Source organism: Paracoccus alcaliphilus, assembly GCF_028553725.1.
Taxonomy (GTDB): Bacteria; Pseudomonadota; Alphaproteobacteria; order Rhodobacterales; family Rhodobacteraceae; genus Paracoccus; species Paracoccus alcaliphilus.
In genome coordinates this window covers 911,830-932,065 of sequence record NZ_CP067124.1, presented here as the reverse complement: position 1 = coordinate 932,065, position 20,236 = coordinate 911,830, and the positions used below count along the sequence as shown (strand labels likewise).

15 protein-coding genes and 2 pseudogenes are annotated in these 20,236 nt (G+C 64.6%); 10 read left to right on the top strand and 7 right to left on the bottom strand.

What is annotated here, in order from left to right; translation table 11 throughout:
* The first annotated feature begins 8 nt into the window (after positions 1 to 8).
* The 3 genes from JHW40_RS04845 (at position 9) to aroQ (ending at position 2,231) form a co-directional block, all read left to right on the top strand.
* Entirely contained in the window at positions 9 to 554 is a 546-nt protein-coding gene (locus tag JHW40_RS04845) for a DUF924 family protein (RefSeq protein ID WP_090611573.1), read from the top strand.
* Between the two features lie 61 nt (positions 555 to 615).
* Entirely contained in the window at positions 616 to 1,776 is a 1,161-nt protein-coding gene (locus tag JHW40_RS04840; protein ID WP_090611575.1) for an asparaginase, read from the top strand.
* Between the two features lie 26 nt (positions 1,777 to 1,802).
* Positions 1,803 to 2,231, top strand: coding sequence for a type II 3-dehydroquinate dehydratase (gene aroQ, locus JHW40_RS04835; protein WP_090611577.1), 429 nt, complete (start codon positions 1,803 to 1,805; stop codon positions 2,229 to 2,231).
* A gap of 321 nt (positions 2,232 to 2,552) precedes the next feature.
* Here aroQ and JHW40_RS04830 read toward each other — a convergent pair.
* A pseudogene (locus tag JHW40_RS04830) lies at positions 2,553 to 3,125 on the bottom strand (transposase); the annotation flags it as partial.
* A 107-nt stretch (positions 3,126 to 3,232) separates the two neighbouring features.
* Positions 3,233 to 3,655, bottom strand: a complete 423-nt coding sequence (locus tag JHW40_RS04825; protein ID WP_272849070.1) for a hypothetical protein — start codon at positions 3,653 to 3,655, stop codon at positions 3,233 to 3,235.
* Between the two features lie 316 nt (positions 3,656 to 3,971).
* On the opposite strand from JHW40_RS04825, the gene JHW40_RS04820 reads away from it, so the two are divergent.
* The 7 genes from JHW40_RS04820 (at position 3,972) to JHW40_RS04790 (ending at position 12,891) form a co-directional block, all read left to right on the top strand.
* A complete protein-coding gene (locus tag JHW40_RS04820; RefSeq protein ID WP_090611581.1) occupies positions 3,972 to 5,159 on the top strand; it encodes an ABC transporter substrate-binding protein in 1,188 nt (395 codons plus the stop codon).
* Positions 5,156 to 7,102, top strand: a complete 1,947-nt coding sequence (locus tag JHW40_RS04815) for a sensor histidine kinase (RefSeq protein ID WP_090611584.1) — start codon at positions 5,156 to 5,158, stop codon at positions 7,100 to 7,102. The genes JHW40_RS04820 and JHW40_RS04815 overlap by 4 nt, the downstream gene beginning before the upstream one ends.
* A gap of 1 nt (position 7,103) precedes the next feature.
* On the top strand, positions 7,104 to 8,372 hold the full coding sequence (locus JHW40_RS04810; RefSeq protein ID WP_090611587.1) for a sigma-54-dependent transcriptional regulator: 1,269 nt from the start codon (positions 7,104 to 7,106) through the stop codon (positions 8,370 to 8,372).
* Positions 8,373 to 8,525: 153 nt separating this feature from the next.
* The gene (locus JHW40_RS04805; protein ID WP_090611590.1) at positions 8,526 to 9,848 is read left to right on the top strand and encodes an ABC transporter substrate-binding protein; all 1,323 of its coding nucleotides are present in this window, start codon (positions 8,526 to 8,528) and stop codon (positions 9,846 to 9,848) included.
* 57 nt (positions 9,849 to 9,905) lie between these two features.
* Positions 9,906 to 11,636: an ABC transporter permease gene (locus tag JHW40_RS04800; RefSeq protein ID WP_090611593.1), complete on the top strand. Its 1,731-nt coding sequence runs from the start codon at positions 9,906 to 9,908 to the stop codon at positions 11,634 to 11,636.
* A 17-nt stretch (positions 11,637 to 11,653) separates the two neighbouring features.
* Positions 11,654 to 12,697 carry an ABC transporter ATP-binding protein gene (locus tag JHW40_RS04795; protein WP_090611595.1) on the top strand — a complete coding sequence of 348 codons (1,044 nt, stop codon included), beginning with the start codon at positions 11,654 to 11,656 and terminating at the stop codon, positions 12,695 to 12,697.
* Positions 12,697 to 12,891 (top strand): histidine phosphatase family protein, encoded by a 195-nt coding sequence (locus JHW40_RS04790; RefSeq protein WP_090611598.1) that lies wholly within the window; start codon positions 12,697 to 12,699, stop codon positions 12,889 to 12,891. Before JHW40_RS04795 ends, JHW40_RS04790 begins: the two co-directional genes overlap by 1 nt.
* A 65-nt stretch (positions 12,892 to 12,956) precedes the next feature.
* Here JHW40_RS04790 and JHW40_RS04785 read toward each other — a convergent pair.
* The 5 genes and pseudogenes from JHW40_RS04785 to JHW40_RS04765 form a co-directional block, all read right to left on the bottom strand.
* Positions 12,957 to 13,451, bottom strand: a pseudogene (locus JHW40_RS04785) (transposase); the annotation flags it as partial.
* Between the two features lie 143 nt (positions 13,452 to 13,594).
* Complete coding sequence (locus JHW40_RS04780; protein WP_090611601.1) at positions 13,595 to 14,434, bottom strand: 2OG-Fe(II) oxygenase; 840 nt, start codon at positions 14,432 to 14,434, stop codon at positions 13,595 to 13,597.
* Positions 14,435 to 14,558: 124 nt separating this feature from the next.
* Positions 14,559 to 16,355, bottom strand: coding sequence for an ABC transporter ATP-binding protein (locus JHW40_RS04775; RefSeq protein ID WP_090611603.1), 1,797 nt, complete (start codon positions 16,353 to 16,355; stop codon positions 14,559 to 14,561).
* Positions 16,356 to 16,599: 244 nt separating this feature from the next.
* Positions 16,600 to 17,439, bottom strand: coding sequence for an alpha/beta hydrolase family protein (locus JHW40_RS04770; protein ID WP_244519165.1), 840 nt, complete (start codon positions 17,437 to 17,439; stop codon positions 16,600 to 16,602).
* A 109-nt stretch (positions 17,440 to 17,548) separates the two neighbouring features.
* A complete protein-coding gene (locus tag JHW40_RS04765) occupies positions 17,549 to 20,176 on the bottom strand; it encodes a TRAP transporter permease (RefSeq protein WP_090611605.1) in 2,628 nt (875 codons plus the stop codon).
* Positions 20,177 to 20,236 lie beyond the last annotated feature (60 nt).

The following is a 20,236-nucleotide window of genomic DNA, read 5'->3' as shown; positions in this document are numbered from 1 at the left end:
AGGACAGCATGACCATCAAGACCGCCGCCGATGTGCGCAATTTCTGGTTCTCGGACGACACGCGCCCGCACTGGTTCGTCAAATCGGACGAGTTCGACCGCCGCATCGCCCGCGAATTCGGCCCCACCTACGAGGCCGCCCACAAAGGCGAGCTGGACGACTGGGCGCAATCGGCGCAAGACGTTCTGGCGCTGGTGGTGGTGCTGGACCAGTTCCCGCGCAACATGTTCCGGGGCGACCCGCGCAGCTTTGAAAGCAACGATCTGGCGCTGAAACATGCCCGCATGGCGGTGGATCGCGGCTTTGATGACGAGTTGGACACCGTCGGGCGGCAATTTCTGTATCTGCCCTTTGAGCACAGCGAGGATCTGGCCGATCAGGACCGCTCGGTCGCGCTGTATCAGGCGCTTGGCGATGAGAGCGCGCTGGATTACGCCCATCAGCATCGCGACATCATCGCCCGCTTTGGCCGCTTTCCGCATCGCAACCGCGTGCTGGGGCGCGAGGATACCCCGGAAGAGGCCGAGTTCCTCAAAACCCATCAAGGCTTCTGAGCGGCTGGCGTCAGGCGGCCCGCGCGGCTATCAATCGCGTGGGACCAGCAAAAGGCGGGCGATGAGGATCTGCATCATCAATACCGGCGGCACGATTTCCTGCGTGGGTCAGCCGCTTGCGCCCATGCCCGCCGCCGATTTCGCCCGCGCCGCGCGATCCCTGCTGATGCCCGCGCTGGTGGCCCGCCTGCCTGCGCTGGATCTGCATTTCGCGGATGGTGCCGACACGCTGGACAGCACCGATCTGCAACCGCGTGACTGGTGCCGGATGGCCGGGCATATCCTGAATCGCTACGCCGATTTCGACGGTTTCCTGATCCTGCACGGCACCGATACGCTGGATTTCACCGGCGCGGCGCTGCCGATGCTGCTGAACGTGGCCGGGGATCAGACGCGCGCCGCGCTGTCCAAGCCGGTGATCCTGACCGGCTCGCAACTGCCGCTGTTTCGCGAAACCCCGCAGGGGCTGGTGCTGAACGCCGGCAGCGACGCCTTCGCCAATCTGGCCGGCGCTCTGGCCTGCATGGAACTGCGCCTGCCCGAAGTCACCGCCTTTTTCGACGGCAGGCTGTTTCGCGCCAACCGCATCGTGAAGGCCAGCACGATCCGCTTCGACGCCTTCGCCAGCCCGCATCTGCCGCCATTGGCGCAGCTTGGCACCGGCACCACCCTGCATGAACCCGCCCTGCCCGCGCCGCGTGCCGATATCTCGCTGGACCATCCCGCCGCGCTGGCCCTTGCCCGCGATCAGCTGCGCGCCATCGCCGCCACCATCGACGCGCATCCGGTGGCGCAGATCGACGCCTTCCCCGCCAGCGATGCCTTTCTGGCGCAGATGATCCGCGCTGTGACCGCGACCGGCCCCCGTGCCCTGATCCTGCTGGGCTATGGAGAGGGCAATTTCCCCGCAGGCACGCAGGGCGCCATCCGGCAGGCGCTGGCCGACGCCGCAGAGGCCGGGGTGGTGATCGTCGCCGCAACCCGCGTGACCGGGGGCAGCGTGGGTGCGTTCCACTATGCCGCCGGGGCGTGGCTGGCCGGGACCGGCGCGATCAGCGCCGGGGACATGACCCCGATGGCCGCATTTGCCAAGACGCAGATCCTGCTCTCTGCCGCCGATCATCACGGCTGGAACCGCGATCAGGTCAAGGCGCTGATCGGGCGCAACCTTTGGGGCGAATGTCGCGGCCACGGGGCTGACAGCGGCGGCGCGACAGGCTAATCATCGGGGCGACGATGGGGAAAACAATGCCGACGATCTATGTTCTGAACGGGCCGAACCTGAACCTGCTGGGCAAGCGCCAACCCGAAATCTATGGCCGCGAGACGCTGGAGGATGTCGAACTGCTGTGCCGCGATGTCGCCCCCGGCTATCAGATCCGGCTGCTGCAATCGAATTACGAAGGCCAGATCGTGGACTGGATCCACGAAGCGCGAGAGGACGCCTGCGGCATCGTCATCAACCCCGCCGCGCTGACCCATACCTCGGTCGCGATCCTCGATGCGCTGAACACCTTCGAGGGCCCTGTGATCGAGGTCCATATCAGTCAGGTCCACAAGCGCGAATCGTTCCGCCATCATTCCTATGTCTCGCTGCGGGCGGATGGGGTGATCGCCGGGCTGGGGATCGAAGGCTATGCCGCCGCCACCCGCCGCATCGTGTCGCTGACGCAATAGCCCGGCCCGGCTTCCCGTCACCGGACGACCATATCCATCCCGACACACGCGCACCCTGCGCTTGGCCCGAATCCTCGCCGCTCGACCGGGATCGTGCCCAGACCTTTGTCGATGCCGCCGACCCCTTCGCGAGGCAGGCGGCCAGACCACAATGGGCTGAGGGTGTGTCAGAACCCTTGGTGGCACGTGATTTGCGAGGGACTTTAAGAGCCGCAGGCTGCCGCTTTCGTCCAGCGCTTCGACCGGCCGCCAAACAGACTTCAAGCGTGAAGTACAGACGCGCCACAGATCAGGCCGAAATGGCCTGCATCAGCCGCCGGATGACTCGCCTTCCTCCTGCCGGTCGATGCGCACCATCTCGTCGATGTAGCGTTCGACATCGGCCTCCAGATGGGCCAAGCGGCTGGCGATCTTGTTTCTGGTGAAGTTCCTGTCGCGATTGTTGACCGCCTTGAACTTGCTGCCGTCGATGGCAACGCAGTCGCCCTTCAGCACGTCGATCCGCCGGCACAGTTCTACGAACCGGGCGCAGGTCTTGCGGATGGCGCCGCCGTTAGTGCGCCGGAACTCCGCGATCGTCTTGTGGTCAGGCGTCAGGCGTCCTGTCAGCCACATGACCTCAACATTCCGCCCGGCCTCGCGCTCGAGCCGCCGGCTCGACGGGATGCGGTTCAGATAGCCATAAATGAAGAGCTTCAGAAGCGTCGCCGGATGATAGCCCGGCCGCCCGGTCCTCGCGGCAAGGGCGCGGTCGAATCCGAGGGCCAGCAGATCAAGCTCATTGACGAAAAGAGCGACAACGCGGACAAGGTCATCCTCACCAATCCGGTCGTCGAGCCGATCCGGGAACAGCAACGTCTGGCCCGGCGGCACACCTTCGATGAAACCGGTCATGGTTTGCCCTCCCGACGTCGAGAAAGCATAGCACACCGCCGGGTTTTGACACACCCTTGGCCCGTACTATCGGGAACCGAGGTGCCCTGTAAGCCTCTGGAATGAAATCATGAATCTGGCCCCTCATTCGCGAAACCGGCACAGGCCGGAGGGGGCGGAAAATGACCCTGCACGCACTTCCCCGCCACAGTCGCGAGCATGCTTCCGCTTTTCGCAGCCATACCACGATCCGCTGCGCCGAAATCGAGGAAATCTTCCACGGGTGACGCGATCCGTATATCCATATCGACGCCGGCCAACTGGCAATGCGCGCTCAGCGCCCCCGGAAGCCATCGCGAGATCGAGCGGTGCGCCGGCACACCGCAAGGCAGGATGCAAAACCGGCGTATCCCCGTCGCGGCCAGCGCGCCCGGAATTTCCGCCGCAAGACTGTCAATCAGGGAAGCAAGCGCCTGCCGGCGGATGAAATCGGACCGGCCATAGAGGATGATCGCATATCGGGATGTCATGGTGACGCAATCTCGATCCACGAGGCAGGCGGATCAAGGGAAAGGATGTCGATCCCGTCGCATGGACAAAGCGTTTCTCGGGCTGACGAACTCATCAACGGGCGCTGAGCCAAAACATATGCTCATGCCCGCGCCGAACCATCATCAATAGCGGGAGTTGTTGCCGTTGGAGCACCTGACAGGCCTCGCATTGCAGAAGAACGACACCGGATCCAGTCACGAAGCAAGGCCCGGCAAGCCTGTGGATTTTTCGGTGGATCAGCCCAGGCGTTTCGCGCCCCGGGCCAGTTGCCTCGCCGATGCCGAGGATGCAACAGTTCCGCATGGGGGAGGAAACATGGGCCGGCCAGATCAGACCAGGGTCAGAACATGCAGGCTGGTGGCCCTGCTCTGGGCGATGGTCCTGCTTGCAGCACCCGTTCCCGCCGAGGAGTTGCGGATCATTACCTCCTACCAGGCCGAGGTGGTCGATCCGATGCTGGAAGGATTCGCGCGCAGCCGTCCCGATATCCGCGTCCGCGTCCTGAACAAGAACACCCATGCCGCCGTCGACGAGGTGCTGGCGGGCAATGATCGCGGATTCGACCTGTTCTGGGCCTCTGCCCCCGAGGCTTTCGTGGTGCTGGACAGCGCCGGGCGTCTGGTCGATCTGGGGCATGGACCTTATGCCGATTTTGCATGGTCTGCCGTCGGCTGGACCTGGCGCGCATCTCGCGACGGGCCGGTGCCGCAGGACTGGAACGACCTGCTGGATCCTGTCTTCGCGCAGGGCATCGCCATGTCGCATCCGATGCGCTCGGGCACGATGCATTCGCTGCTGGAGACGATCTTGCAGGATCGCGGCTGGCAGGCGGGCTGGGCGTGGATCCTGGAACTGGCGGGGCAGTTGAACACCATTTCGGCGCGCAGCTTCGGCGTGCTGGAAGGTGTTGAGGACGGCGATTTCGTCATCGGCCTGACCATCGACTTCCTGGCGCTGACCCGCGACGGGCTGGTCTTTCGCTATGGCCGCCCGGTCATCCTCATCCCCGCCCGGATCGCCGCATTGCAGGGCGGCACCCAGCCAGACGCGGCGCGGGCCTTCATGGATTTCGTCCTTTCGTCCGAGGGGCAGCGCATCCTGCTGCACCCCGATATCCGCCGCATCCCCGTCGATCCCGAGATTCGCACCGAACTGTCGGAATCGCTGGACCCGGCGATCCGTGCGGCGCTGAATTTCAGCTGGTCGCGCTATGATCCCGAACTGGCCGCGCGCCGCTATTGGCAGGTCAAGCAGTTGTTCGAGGCTTTCGTCGCCCGCGACCTGCTGCTGCGTCGCGATCTGTGGCGGCGTCTGCGGGCGCTGGACGACGCGCCCGCGGCGGAACGCGCCCGCATCCGGCGGTTGCTGACATGGATGCCGCTGACCGAACATCGGGCGCGCTCGGCCCCGACGGATCGCGAGACGCTGCTGGAATGGTCGGAACGCTCTCATACCATCCTGCGCGATGCCGAGGCGCTGATCCGCGCGTTGGAGCAGCGATGATCCGCCGCGGCTCGATCCGGGGGCGGCTGATGGCGGCGCTGGTGCTGGTCGTGATCGTAGCTGTGGGGGTGCTGGCGGTCGGCATGATGGTGATGCTGCGGGCCGAGCGCGACTTTCGTGCGCTGGCGCAGGACCGCATTCCCGCCGTCGCGCTGGCCGGCGAACTGGCCGAGGCGACGGGCGAACTGGCCGCGCTGGCCATGCAGATGGTCGCCGACCCCGCCATGCCCGCCGATCGGATGAAGCGCGCCATCGACAGCGCCTCGCAGGGGGTCGAGGGGATTCTGGCCTCGCCACTCTGGCTGGCAGCGCCTGAGCGCGCCGAGACCCGCGCCGGGATCGAGGCCGCCGAGCACGATTTGCGCCGCGCGCTGACGGGCTTCGGCAGGATCAGCACCAACCTGACCCGGCGCGCACGACTCGATGCCCGGATCGGGGCCGACCTGCGCTGGATCCATGCCGATGTGCAGGATCAGGTGCAGGGGATCCTCAGCGACCTGTCCTTCAACATGGACACGCAGCTTGCGGCGCTGGTGGTGAATACCGATCCCGATACCCGCGCCGGGGCCGAGCAGGCGCTGTCGCAGGACTGGCTGCTGCGCGACCGGGTGCAGCAGATCGGGTCCGAGGCCGCGACGCTGACCGCGCTTCTGTTGCAGGCGCGCTCGGCCGACAGCCCGGAGGCGCTGGAACAGACCGCCGCGCTTGGCCGCGACACGCTGGACCGGCTGGCCCTGTCGCAGCTGAACCTGCCGCAGCGGGTCGATGTGACGCTGCTGATGCAGGCGCTGGACCGGCTGAAGGCTCTGGCCTCGGGCGAGGACAGCGTTTTCGTCCAGCAAGGACAGCGGTTAGAACTGCACCGCGCCGCCGTGGCCGAGTTGCAGGCCGCACAAGCGGCGCTGGCCGGGATGCAGGCGCTGCTGACCGATCTGGGCCGGACCGAGCGGATCGGGGCGCAGGCCCGCGCGGATGCCGCCGCCTCGGCGATCATGCGTGGATCGCTGTGGCTGGGGCTGGTGACGGCCCTGGGTGCGGTGGCGACGGCGATCATCCTGGCGGTTTTCGTCCATAACCGCATCCTTCTGCGGATCGAGGCGCTTTCCACCGACCTGACCCGCATCGCGGGCGGCGATTCCGGCACGCCCCGCCAGGGCGATGAGATCGCCGAGATGGCTCGCGCGGTCGAGGTCTTTCGTGCCTCGGTCCAGGCCCGCCAGCAGGCGCTGGAGCGGCTGGAGATGACACAACGCGAGCTGGTGCAGGCGGGCAAGATGGCGGCGCTTGGCCAGATGTCCGCCGCGATCAGCCATGAGATCAACCAGCCCATTGCCGCCATCGGCCACCGCCTGCACAACCTGCGCGCCGCCCATCCCCAGGCCCGCCCGGCCATCGCCCGGATCGAGGCGCTGCTGGACCGCATTACCCGCACCATCGGCCATCTGCGCCGCATCGCCCGCCGCTCGGAGCATCACAATACGCGGGTGCTGCTGGCCGAGCCGGTGCAGGCCGCGCTGGAGCTGCTGGATCACCGCCTGCGGGCCGAGGACGTGCGGGTGGACTGTGCCGATCTGACCGGGTTGGCGGTCGCGGGGGACGAGATCCTGCTGGAACAGGTCCTGCTGAACATCCTCGGCAATGCGCTGGATGCCATCGGGGCGCGGGAAGGTGCGTCTGATCCGGGCCTGATCCGCGTCGAACTGGCGGGACTCGATCCCGTGCGGCTGGTCGTGCGCGACAATGGCGTGGGTCTGGGCGGCCAGAGCGGGCAGGTGCTGACCGACCCCTTCGTGACCACCAAGGAATCGGGCAAGGGGCTTGGCCTCGGCCTTTCCATCGCATTCAACGTCATGCAGGACATGGGCGGACATCTGGAAATCGAGCAGCAGGCCGAAGGCGGCGCCGAGGTCCGCTTGCGCCTGAACCGATGGCAGGAGGAATGACATGGAAGTGATGCTGGTCGAGGACGACGCCGACCTGCGGCAGGCCACCACCGAGACATTGGAACAGGCCGGTTTCCGGGTCCATGCCTTTGAGGCCGCCCTGCCCGCGCTGGCGGCGCTTGCGCCCGATTTTCCGGGCGTGATCCTGTCGGACCTGCGGATGCCGGGCCTTTCCGGCCTGGATTTCCTGGACCGCGCGCGGGAGGTTGCGCCAGAGGTGCCCTTCATCCTGATCACCGCCCATGGCGACGTGCCCGCCGCGATCCGCGCCATGCGGGGCGGTGCGCATGACTTTCTGGAAAAACCCTGTGCGCCCGAACTGATGCTGGACGTGCTGCGGCGCGCGCAGGCGATGCGCGACCTGCATCTGGAAAACGCCCGGCTGCGCCAGACCCGGATCGAAGACCGCCTGATCGGGCGCTCCGCCGCCATGAAGGACCTGCGCCAGCACCTGCGCGCGCTGGCGGGCCTGCAACTCGACCTGCTGATCGCGGGCGAGACCGGCACCGGCAAGGAACTGGCCGCGCGCATCCTGCACGACCTGTCGCCGCATGCGGACGGCCCCTTCGTCGCCATCAACTGCGGCGCGCTGTCGGAAGCCGAGGTAGACCGGGAACTGTTCGGCACCAGCGACGCGCCTGGCCTGATCGCGCGGGCGGAAGGCGGAACGCTCTATCTGGACGAGCTGGAATCCATGCCCGACGGGCTTCAGGTCCGCCTGCTGCGCGTGGTCGAATCGCGCGAGATCACGCCGCTTGGCGCGGCCCCCCTTCCGGTCAATCTGCGCATTCTCGGCAGCGTCAAGCGCCCACCGGACGCTTTGGTCGCAGAGGGGCGGTTGCGCGCCGACCTGTTCCACCGCTTCCACGCCACGTTGCCCTTGCCGCCCCTGCGCGAGCGCGAGGGCGACGCAGCCCTGCTGGTTGCCCATTTCGCCGCCGAGGCCGCCGCCCGCCACGACCTGCCGAAGCCCCATATCGACAACACCCTGGGCCGCCGGATCGCCTGGCACGACTGGCCCGGCAATGTCCGCGAGGCCCGCAACCTGGCCGAGCGGCTGGTGATCGGCCTCGACGTCAGCTTTCCGTCTCCCGGTGAGACCACTGGTACCGCGGACATGGACTTTGATACCGCGATGGATGCCTTCGAATCCCGCCTGCTGCGCTCGGCGCTGATACAGACCGGGGGCCGCAAGGCCGAGGCCGCGGCGCTTCTGGGTATCCCGCGCAAGCGGCTCTATCTGCGGCTGCGCCATCACCACATGCTGTAATGGGTCGAAAATGACCCATCTGGCGTGTCGAAACTGACCCATAAAAATTAAACAAAACAATATGTTGAAAGGTAGCTCCTCTTCTTGCACAGTTATCGCGCCAATGGTGCGCCGGCATGTCCCGGCCCGCCTGACGCCTCTGGGAGGAGAAACATGAACAGAACCTTTACGCTCGGCGCGCTTGCGCTGATGATGACCTCGGCTGCCGCCTTCGCTGATACGGTGACGGTGGTCACCTCGTTTCCGCGCGATCTGACCGATCCGTTCAAGGCCGCCTTCGAGGCCGCCCATCCGGGCACCACGCTGGAAGTGGTCAGCCGCAACACCAATGCCGCCGTGTCGCATCTGCAGGAAACCCGCAGCGCCAATACGATCGACCTGATGTGGGCCTCGGCCCCCGACGCTTTCGAGGTGCTGAAGGAAGACGGCCTGCTGGCCGCGGTCGATATCCAGTCCGAAGGCATCCCGGACGAGATTGGCGGCTATCCGATCAACGATCCCGACGGCACCTATTTCGGCTTCGCCGCCTCGGGCTACGGGATCATGTATAACACCCGCTATGTCGAGGCCAACGACCTGCCCGTGGCCGAGGAATGGGAGGATCTGAAGCGCGCCGAATATAACGGCCATGTGGCGATGTCCTCGCCCTCGCGCTCCGGCACCACCCACCTGACGGTCGAGACCGTGCTGCAAGGCGAAGGCTGGGATGAAGGCTGGGCGACGTGGAAATGGATCTCGGGCAACATGAACACCGTGACCGAGCGCAGCTTCGGCGTGCCCGATGCGGTCAATTCCGGCTCGACCGGCTTCGGGATCGTGATCGACTTCTTCGGGTTGGCGTCCAAGGCGTCGGGCTTTCCGGTCGAGCTGGTCTATCCCAGCGTGACCGCCATCGTGCCTGCCAATATCGGCATCATCGAGAACGCGCCCAATCAGGAAGGCGCGAAGCAATTCGTGGAATTCCTGCTGTCGCCCGAAGGCCAGCAGGTGCTTCTGGATCCCGCCATCATGCGCCTGCCGGTTAACCCCGAGGCATATGCCAACGCGCCCGAGGATTTCCCCAACCCGTTTTCCGAAGATTTCGCGCCGGGCGCGATCGAGTTCGACGTGGACATGTCGGGGGTGCGCTACAATCTGGTGAACTCGCTGTTCGACGTACTGGTGACCTATCGCCTTGACGATCTGCGCGCCGCTGTTGCCGCCGTGCAGCGGGCCGAGGCCGCCCATGCCGACACCGGCAACGAGGAAGCCGCCGCCCTGATCGCCGAGGCCCGCGCGCTGGTCGAGGCCATGCCGATCACCGAGGAGGAATCGCTGGACCCGTCCTTCACGCAGGTCTTCACCACCTCGCGCGCCGACCCTGACACCGAGGTTGTCGGCCGTCAGGCCGAGGTGGAACAGTCCTGGGACAGCTTCGCGGTGGAAAACTACCGCAAGGCCCGCGAACTGGCCGATCAGGCCGCCGCGCTGAACTGAGCCAGCTTTCCGCGCCGCCTTGTCGCGGCGCGGAACCCCTGACGCCGCGAGGACACCATGCCCGACACTTCCCGGACCGCTTCGCGCGGGTTCACGCTGTTTCCCCGCCTGTCGGGTGCCGCCGTCGCGGGTATCCTGATCGCGATCTTTCTGATGGCCTTTCTGGTCCTGCCGGTGGCGCAGGTGATCTATGTGGCCTTTCTGGACGCCCGCACCGGCGCCTTCACGTTGCAGAACTTTCAGGATTTCTTCAACACGACGCTGTTTCGCGAAAGCTTCGTGAACTCGTTCTATGTCTCGGCCATGTCGGTGGTGCTGGCGACGGTGATCGCGCTGCCGCTGGCCTATATCACCACGCGCTTCAACTTCGCCGGCACGGCGGCGATTCAGGCGCTGGGGATCATCCCGCTGATCATGCCGCCCTTCGTCGGCGCGGTGGCGATGTCGCTGCTGTTCGGGCGTAACGGCTCGGTCAACCTGCTGCTGAACCAGTATTTCGGCTTCCGTATTCCCTTCATGGAGGGGCTGAACGGCGTCATTCTGGTCCAGTCGATCCATTACTTCCCCTTCATCCTGATCAACCTGTCGGCGTCCTTGCGCAATATCGACCGCTCGATGGAGGAGGCGGCGCAGAACCTTGGCTCTCACGGGATGCGGATGTTCCGGCGCATCGTCTTTCCGCTGGCGATGCCGGGTTATCTGGCGGGGGCGGCGCTGGTCTTCATCAAGGTTTTCGACGATCTGGGCACGCCCCTGCTGCTGAACGTCAATAACATGCTGGCGCCGCAGGCATATCTGCGCATCACCGGGGTGGGGATCAACGATCCGATGGGCTATGTGATCTCGTTCATCCTGGTGGCGTTTTCGGTCTTTTCGCTCTGGGCGTCCTTCCTGTTCATGCGCGGCAAGGATTACGCGACCGTGCAGAAGGGCGGCGGCGGGCTGTCGCGCCGCGACCTGAAACCGCGCGAGAAATGGCTGGCATGGGGGGTGATTCTGTTCATCCTTGCGATGGTGCTGTCGCCGCATATCGGGCTGCTGCTGCTGGCCTTCGGCACGATCTGGTCGTTTTCACCGCTGCCTGACGGCTTCACCGTCCAGCATTTCGGGACGATCTTCACCCAGTCGTCGCAATATGTCTGGAACACGCTGATCTATGCCGGATCGGCTGCCGTGATCGACGTTATTCTGGGCACCGCCATCGCCTATATCGTGATCCGCACCGGGCTGCCGGGGCGCAAATGGCTGGACTATATGGCGACCGCCGCGCTGGCCGTGCCCGGCGTGGTGCTGGGCATCGGCTATCTGCGCATGTTCCACGGCATCCAGTTGCCCTTCGGGCTGGGCCAGATGTCCAGTTTCTGGGGCATCATCATCGTGGCACTGGCCGTGCGCCGTCTGCCCTATGCGCTGCGCGCCTGCATGGCGGCGCTGCAACAGGTCTCACTGTCGCTGGAGGAAGCGGCCGAAAGCCTTGGCGCATCGCGCACCAGCACCATCCGGCGCATCGTAGTGCCGCTGATGACGGGCGGCATCCTTGCAGGCTTCGTCACCAGCTTTGCCACCGCGGCGGTGGAACTGTCGGCGACGATCATGCTGGTCGGGCGGTCCTCGGACGCGCCCCTGGCCTATGGCATCTATCTTTACATGCAGTCGCCCGCCGGACGCGGGCCGGGGGCCGCGCTTGGCATCCTTGCCGTGGTGATCGTGGCGCTTGGCACTTACCTCTCGCAGCGCATCATCGAGCGTGAACGCGCCCGCCAGACCATGACAGCCGACCAGCATTGAGTTTCGGAGAAGCACAGATGACACTGACAAAAGCCGGAATCCGTATCGAGGATCTGCACCTGTCCTTCGGCGAGACCAAGGTGCTGGAAGGTATCGACATGGTGATCGAGCCGGGCGAGTTCTTCGCCTTCCTTGGTCCCTCTGGCTCGGGCAAATCGACGCTGCTGCGGGCGATCGCGGGGTTCGGGCCGGTGCCGAAGGGTCGCATCCTGATCGCCGACCGCGACATTGCCCGGCTGCCGCCGTGGAAGCGCAATGTGGGCATGGTGTTCCAGTCCTATGCGCTGTGGCCGCATATGTCGGTGCGCCGCAACGTGGCCTTCGGGCTTGAGGAACGCCGGATGCCCACGCGCCAGATCGGCCCGAAGGTCGAGCGTGCGCTGGAAACCGTGGGTCTGCTGCACCTGGCCGACCGGATGCCCGCGCAGCTTTCGGGCGGCCAGCAGCAGCGCGTCGCCCTTGCCCGCACCATTGCCATCGAGCCGCAGGTGCTGCTGCTGGATGAACCCTTGTCGAACCTTGATGCCGCCTTGCGGGTCCAGATGCGGCGCGAATTGCTGGCGTTGCAGCGCAAGCTGGGTCTGACGACAATTTTCGTGACCCATGATCAGGAGGAAGCCAATACCACCTCGGACCGGATGGCGGTGCTGGACAAGGGCGTGATCCAGCAGATCGGCACGCCCCAGCAGCTTTACGACCACCCCGAGAATGCCTTTGTCGCGGGGTTTCTGGGCACGGCGAATATCCTGAAGGGCGCGATGCAGGGCGCGGATTTCGTGACCGAGGCGGGCCAGCGCCTGCCCGTCGTCGCGCCGCTGGAAGGGGCGAACCGCATCGTGCTGCGCCCGCAGAACATCCGTATCGCTGCGTCGGGCGGCGAAATCACGGGCAAGGTGACGCATCGCGAGTTTCTGGGCAGTCAGATCCGCTATCTGGTCGAAACGCCCGACGGGCAGATCATCGTCGATACGCTGCATTCCTTCGGCCTGCCGCCTTACGATGAGGGCGCGCCGGTCTCACTGTCCATCGACAGCCAGAGCGCGCCTTTGCTGGTAGACTGATGGCCGAGTTCTGGTTCATCCGCCATTTCCGTACGCCCTGGAATGCCGAGGGCCGCTTGCAGGGCCAGCGCGACATCGCACTGGACGACCAGGACATGGCCACGCTGGCCGTCAACCGGCTGGCCCTGGGCGAGACATTCGCCGATTTCACGGCCCGGATCATGCGTATCCGCCAGCGCGTTCTGGCCGTGTAGGGGTCGGTTCTGGCCTTCGGGCATGGTGCATGGCTGGGCGGTTTGCGGCTGGTGCTGGAGCCGCCGGCCCGGATCTCCAGTGTTCGCTCGTCGATCCCGAGGCGCGCCTTGCGCCGAGAGCCGTTGTCCGCCATTGGCCCGAGGACAATGGCGAGTGCGCCGTTTCGGACCGCCGTGCCTGCGCGCGTTCCGTTTGCCTTCTGCCTCGACCTTGATGCCTGTGCTGTCGATCAGCGGGTGCAGCGGGCCAATGGAGCTGCGACAGGGGATGTTGACGGAAGGGATTTTCGACGGCAGCTCAGCGTGCTGAAGTCGGGCACGGTCCACTCCAGCCCGATCAGGTGTGGCAGGCTTTCGACGAACCCGCCCATTCGCCGCAAGCATTTTCATCCTCAGGCAGGTCTGGATCGCAGCATCACTGCAACTGCGCTGCCGTCCGCGCTTGCCGGTCGCCACCGCCCAGATCATCTCCGGATCGTCAGAGAACCGTGACACCTGAGCGCCTCGTTGGAGTTCGCCGGGGTGCGGGCCCCAAAGCTTGGCGACGTCGGTCGGCTCATGCGGCTCGCCTGCCATCCCGGGTTCGCGCAGTGAGCCCCAGCAGGCCATTTGTGAAACAGAGCCTGCGGAAAACCATCTGTTGCCCGAGACGATCGGGAACAGATGGCAAACCTTCTTACGCCGCTTTGCCGAAGCGGAGGCGTCAGATCCCCAGGCGACGCAGACGGTGTCCTACGCGCCGATAGACAAAGGGCGGCAGCACGTTTTGCAACACGGCGTGGCGGGCCTCCTGCCGATCTTCCTGATCAGAGGTGCCGGGGCGTGGCTTGAACAAGGTTGAATGCGCCTTGCGCGTCGTGTCCCAAGTGGCGGTGTAGTAGTAAAGCGCGATCGACATGCGTGGATCGCCGTTGGGATTGGCCACCGTCCCCGGATTGCCGTGCCAGGTGTCGGATCCGGTATTGAAGCAGACCATGCGGTTGAAGATCGGCACGAAGCTTGCAGCCTTGGCGCTCATGTCGGTATGCCAGACCTCGAACGAACCACCCCATTCTTCACGCCAGTCCTGATTGAGATAGATCAGGATATTGATCCGGCGTTCCAGGTTCAGCTTCCGGTTGTGATTGAAGTCGGCGTGGATATCGAGATGACCACCATTTGCGACCACATGGATACCACCGCCGCTGTAATAAGGATCTGGAATCAGACCGTCGATTCCGGTCAGTTCCTCAAGGAAGGCAAGGAATGCGCGAGAGTTCAGCGTGTGAAACAGGCTGCGGGTATAGGGTTGCAGCCTCTCGGGCATATAGCTGGTCTTCAGCTTCTCTTGCGGGCGGTTGAAGAAGGTTTCCGCCTCGGGCAGCTCACGCAGTTCGTTGCGAACGCGATCAAGTATCTCGGGCGGCATGAAGTTGTCAAAACATCCATGTGGATAGGGATTACGCGCCCGATAGCTCTCTGCGGCGGCGCGCCCAGCCTCTCGCGCGGCGTCGATCGGCAGCAACAGCGTTTCCGGATCAATGGGAAGAACAGGTGCAGACATGGGAATCCTCGTAACGACAGTATGCGAAGATCCCGCATACCGCGCAGATCAGATCGCGGGACAATGAAAATTTCAAGCCTCGTTTTGGGACAGGCGCGGTGCCGGGCCCCATCGGCCATCCCGGTCAGTGTCCAGACGCCATCCGGCGGAAGGTCTCGTTTCCGGCCACGAGTTCGTCATAGGTGCCCTGGGCCGCCAGTTGCCCATGCTCCATCAGGAAAATCATATCGCAATTGCGAACCGTACTTAACCGATGGGCGATCAGGATAACGGTCTTGTCGCCGCGAATGTTCTGCACCGCCTCCATCACCACCCGTTCGGTGATGTTGTCGAGCGCCGATGTCGCCTCATCCATGATCAGCAGCGACGGATCGCGATAGAGTGCGCGGGCAATACCGATGCGCTGGCGCTGGCCTCCGGACAGCCGGACACCGCGTTCCCCCACAAGCGTGGCATAGCCCTGCGGCAGATCCGAGACGACGAAATCATGCAGCGCGGCCGCCCGGGCAGCGCGTTCAATCGCCGCCATGTCGATCCGGTCCTTTGGGACACCAAAGGCGATATTGCCCGCGATATCGTCGTCGGACAGGAAAATCGACTGCGGAACATAGCCGAGGGTCTGTTGCCAGCCGCGTCGGTTTTCGGAAGTGACGGATATGCCGTCAACGCGGATCTCACCTTCATCCGGTACCAGAAGGCCCAGGATCAGGTCGATCAGCGTGGTCTTGCCTGCTCCGGTACCGCCTACAATACCCACGGTCGTACGGGCGGATATCTTCAGGTCCAGTCCGGACAGTGCCGGGCGCGTGGCGGTGGCATAGGTAAAATGCACCTGCGACAACTCAAGATCGTGCTTCAGATGCAGCTGGTCTTGCGCTGTCGAATAAGGTTGCTGGGTGCGTCCAGCCTCGGCGTAATCGCCCACCAGTGTATCGAGTACCGCCTTGCCGCCACGCATGGTCGCCAGGCCGTGATAGATCTGTTGCAAGGCCGGCAAAAGCCGCATGACCGAAAAGGCGAAAACACCCAGAGTGGGGACGATATCGACGATATTACCATCGCTGCGCAGCAAAAGTATGAAAATCACTGTCAGCAAGGTGCCAAACGTGATCGCCTCAAGCACGAAGCGCGGCAACTCGGACATCACCCCAAGAGTCGCGACGGTACGCGCGCCACGATAGGCCGCTGCCCTGTAAACCCCGGTATAGTTTTCCTCGAGCCCGAGAAGCTTGACGTCCTTGATGCCTCCCATGGCCTCCTGCGACACGCGGAAGCGCTCTCCGAAGGTCTGCATCAGATCGGTGCCGGCATGGCGAAGCTTTTCGCGCAGATGCAGATAGATGAGCGCATAGCTGCCGCCCAGAATTCCTGCGGACATGATTGTCACCAGCGGATCGACGAGAAGCAGGAACCCCACGATCGCCACCACCAGAAAGACATTGGCGATCAACCGCAGCGCCGGAGAAATCACCCGCCCCACAAGGCTGTCGGTTTCGTTCAGGACATTCTTGCCGACATCGGCACTGTTGCGTTCCAGAAACCAGGTATAGGGCTGGTGCAGATAGGCCCCCAGCAGCTGACTGGAGATCGTATAGCCGCGCATGGCCGAAAAGCGGATCAGCGCATAGCTGCCCACGGCCTTGACCACCAGTCCGAAGACCACGACCGCCGTTACAGCGACAGCCATCGCGATCTGAAAGGAAAAGAGGCTTTCATAGCCGAGCATATCCTGAACAGCAGACAGAGCCCGGCTGTCCGAAATGATCGCGGGATCTGCGAGCATGTTGAGCAGAACCAGCACTGCCGAGATACCTGCCACCTCGACCAGCGCGACCAGGACCATCAATATGGTCAGCAGCCAGAACTGCCGCCGTTCGCGGGCGTCAAGCAGTAAAAGGATTTTTTTATATACGTCGATCACTGGACGCTCCGCTCCAATTGTCGTTGGGCACTCTGCCGCTTTGACATAGCAAAGAAAAGGTCCGGGGCAACCGTTCCCCTCACAAAGTCACGTTCTCTGCTGGATGAGGGTCAGATATTCTTGACCACGACCCCACAGCGCACACCGTCATTATGGAGCCAGACCTCAGGGTACCTCCATTGCGGCACCAAAGGGGGCGAAACGGCAGGGCCGAACCTCATGGATCGGCGGGCCGATCTCTTGCCTACAGCGTTTCCTCGAACCGGTCCAGGGTCAGCTCAATCACCTGGCTCGCGACGGATTTGCTGGGGGTATAGACGTGAAAGACGTGATCGGCATCGTCGATCACCATTCCCTTCTTGTCGGTGCCTGCGGCGGCGTCCCGAAGGCGTTCGGCATATTTGAGATAGAAATCATCTGCGCCGTTGATGGTCATGAACGGGCCTGGATATTCCGTCAGCGCCGCATAGAGGTCGTGGGTGAACAGGCTGTCGAAGAAGTCCTGTTTCAGCGCCATGGTGCGCCAGCCAAGGTTCAGCCCGACGATGCCGTCTTCGGCCGCGCGATCAAAGACCTTCTGGCCAAGGCTGTCCAGCATGTCGGCGGCGTAATCGCCGATGGGGGACCAGACCACCACCGATTTGACGGCCTGCGGCTGGGCGGCGGCCAGCTCGATCGCGGCGCCGGCACCGAAGGAAAAGCCCAGCACGCCGATCCGTTCGGGATCCACGCCGTCAATGTCCTGCAATGCCTCCAGCGCGATCAGCGCATCAGCGTTCTGCCGGTCCAGCGTGAATTCGCCCGTATCCCCGTCGGATTTGCCAAAACCGCGGAAATCGAACCTCAGCGAGGCGATGCCATTCGCGGCCAGCGCCTCGGCCTTGTCCACATAGATATTGCCGATCTCGTTGCGGGTCGAGCCGAGGCCGTGCAGCAGCAGAACGGCGGGAAAGGGGCCGTCGCCCTCGGGCATGCTGAGCGTGGCGGCGATGCCGCGATCCAGCGTCAGGGCGCTTTCCCCGGCCATCGCAGGCAGGGCGGTCAGCAGGGCAAGGGCAAGGCAGCGGATCGAGGGTATCTTCATTGCGCCATTCTGGGGCGGCAAACCCCGACGCCGCAAGGATCGCCTTGGGAAAATAGGTCTTTGGGCTGATGTCCCCGCCGGACCCCAAAAGGGTCCGGCGGGGCAGGTATCAGGCCGCGCGGCGACGTTCGGACGCGGTGGGCATGCCGGGCTGGTCCCAGTCGCGGCGACGCCATTGCAGCAGCCCGATCAGCCCGATCAGCAGCAGCGCCGGGATATACATCCATTCGGCGGTCATGCGGTCGGTATTGGGTTGCAGGACGCGGGTGACGTTCTGCCCGGCCTCCAGCCCCAGCCGGTCGGCCTGACTGCGGAACGAGACATTCATCACCTGCACCTGACCGCCGAATTCGGTGATCTGGACACCGGCGGCGTTCAGACGCTCGGCCCCCGGACGCCCGGCTTCGCCCATCGGCAGTTGCGCCAGCCGGGTATAGTCGTTGCCCGACAGGTCCATCCCCTCGACCTCGAAGCGCAGGAACCCGCCCGCGGGCACGGCCTCGGCCATGGTGACGATATCGGCGGCGGGCTGGTCCAGATAGGGGTCCTCGATCCGGTCCATGAAGTAGCCGGGGCGGAACATCATGAAGCAGGCAAACAGCAGCACCGCCGATTCCCAGATCCGGCTGCGGGTGACGAAGACGCCCTGTGTGACCGACACGAAGGCCAGCATCGCGATCAGCGACCCCAGCACGACGATGATCAGATGTGCCCAACTGCCCACGCCGATCAACAGCAATTGCTGGTTATAGATGAAGATCAGCGGCAGGATCGCCGTACGCATCTCATAGCGGAAGGCCTGCACCCCGGTCATCACCGGATCGGCGCGCGAAATCGCCGAGGCCGCGAAGGACGCCAGCCCCACCGGCGGCGTCACATCCGCCATCAGCCCGAAATAGAAGACATAAAGATGCACCGCGACCAGCGCCACGGCCAGACCGTTCAGCGTCGCGACCTCGACGATGACCGGGGCCAGCAGTGTCGCCACCACGACATAGTTCGCCGTGGTCGGCATGCCCAGCCCGACGACCATGCAGATCACCGCCGTCATCAGCAGCATGATCAGCAGATTGCCGCCCGAGGCCGAGATCACCAGTTCCGCCAGCACCAGCCCGATACCGGTCAGCGCCACGGTGCCGACGACGATCCCCGCCGCGGCGGTGGCGATGCCGATGCCGATCATGTTGCGTGCGCCGGTGGCCAGCCCTTCGACCACATCGACGAACCCGGCCTTCAGCGGCGCGATCCAGTCGGATTCACCCCGGAACAACGCGATCAGCGAATGTTGCGTCGCCACCAGGAACAGCAGCGCGCAGGTGCCATAGAAGGCCGAAAGGCCCGGCGACAGTTCCTCGACCATCAGGCACCAGACAAGGATGAAGACCGGCAGCGCGTAATGGATGCCCGCCGGGGCAATTTTCGCGGCATCGGGCAGGCCCTCGGCCAGTTTTTCGGGGTCGTCCTCTTCCAGATCGGGAAAGCGCGCGCGCACGGCGATCGAGGCGACATAGATCGCCAGCGTGCCGACCGCGACGGCCCAGGTGGCGCCCGCACCAAAGACGCTGCGGGTCCAGCCCAGCCCGTAATAGATCGCGGCGCTGAACAGGATGAAACCGGAGATCGTCATGCCACCGATGGCAAGGCTGACCGCCCCCGACCTGCGCCGCACGCGCGGCAGGCCGGTCAGGCGGTATTTCCGCGCCTCGATATCGACGACATAGAACAGCGACAGATAGGTCAGCAGCGCCGGGATGATGGCGTGCTTGACCACCTCGGAATAGGCGATGCCGACATATTCGGCGATCAGGAAGGCCGCCGCGCCCATGACCGGAGGCAGAATCTGCCCGTTGACCGAGGCCGACACCTCGATGGCGCCCGCCTTGACCGCAGGATAACCCGTGCGCTTCATCAGCGGGATGGTGAAGGTGCCGGTGGTGACCACATTGGCCACCGAAGACCCCGAGATCAGCCCGGTCGCGGCCGAGCCCAGAACGGCGGCCTTGGCCGGACCGCCGCGCAGGTGGCCCAGAAGGCCGAAAGCGACCTTGATGAAGTAATTGCCCGCCCCCGCGCGTTCCAGAAGCGCGCCGAACAGCACGAACAGAAAGACGAAACTGGTCGAGACACCAAGGGCGACGCCAAAGACACCCTCGGTCGTCAGCCAGTATTGCGACGCCGCCCGCGACAGCGATGCGCCGCGATGCGCCAGCAGCCCCGGCAGATGCGGCCCAAGGAAGGCATAGGCCAGAAACAGACTGGCAACGATGGGCAGCGCGATCCCCAGAGAGCGCCGCGCGGCCTCCATCAAGAACAGCATCCCGGCCACGGCGACGACCAGATCCATCGTCGTGGGCAGGCCCGGCCTGCGGGCGACTTCGGTCTGATACAGGAACAGATATCCGGCGCAGAACGCCCCGGCCAGCGCCAGACCCCAGTCCAGCAGCGGGATCCGTTCCCGTGGGGAACGCGCAAAGGCGGGATAGGCGGTAAAGACCAGAAACACCGCGAAGGCCAGATGGATGGCCCGTGCCTCGGTCGCATTGAAGACGCCGATGCCCAGCCGATAGGGCAGCGGCGAGGCATACCACAGCTGGAACAGCGACCATGCCAGAGGCACGATCAACAGCAAAAGACGCGACGGGCGATCCGCGGGATTACGCCCGCCGGTATCGGATTCCGCGACCATGCGGGCAAGCGCTTCGGCCTGTTCGTCCCTGTCGGTGCTGGCAGCATTCATGAGCCGGATTCTCCCTGCGGTTCTTCTTATCCTGTTCTTACCGGACGCCGGGGCGGGCGC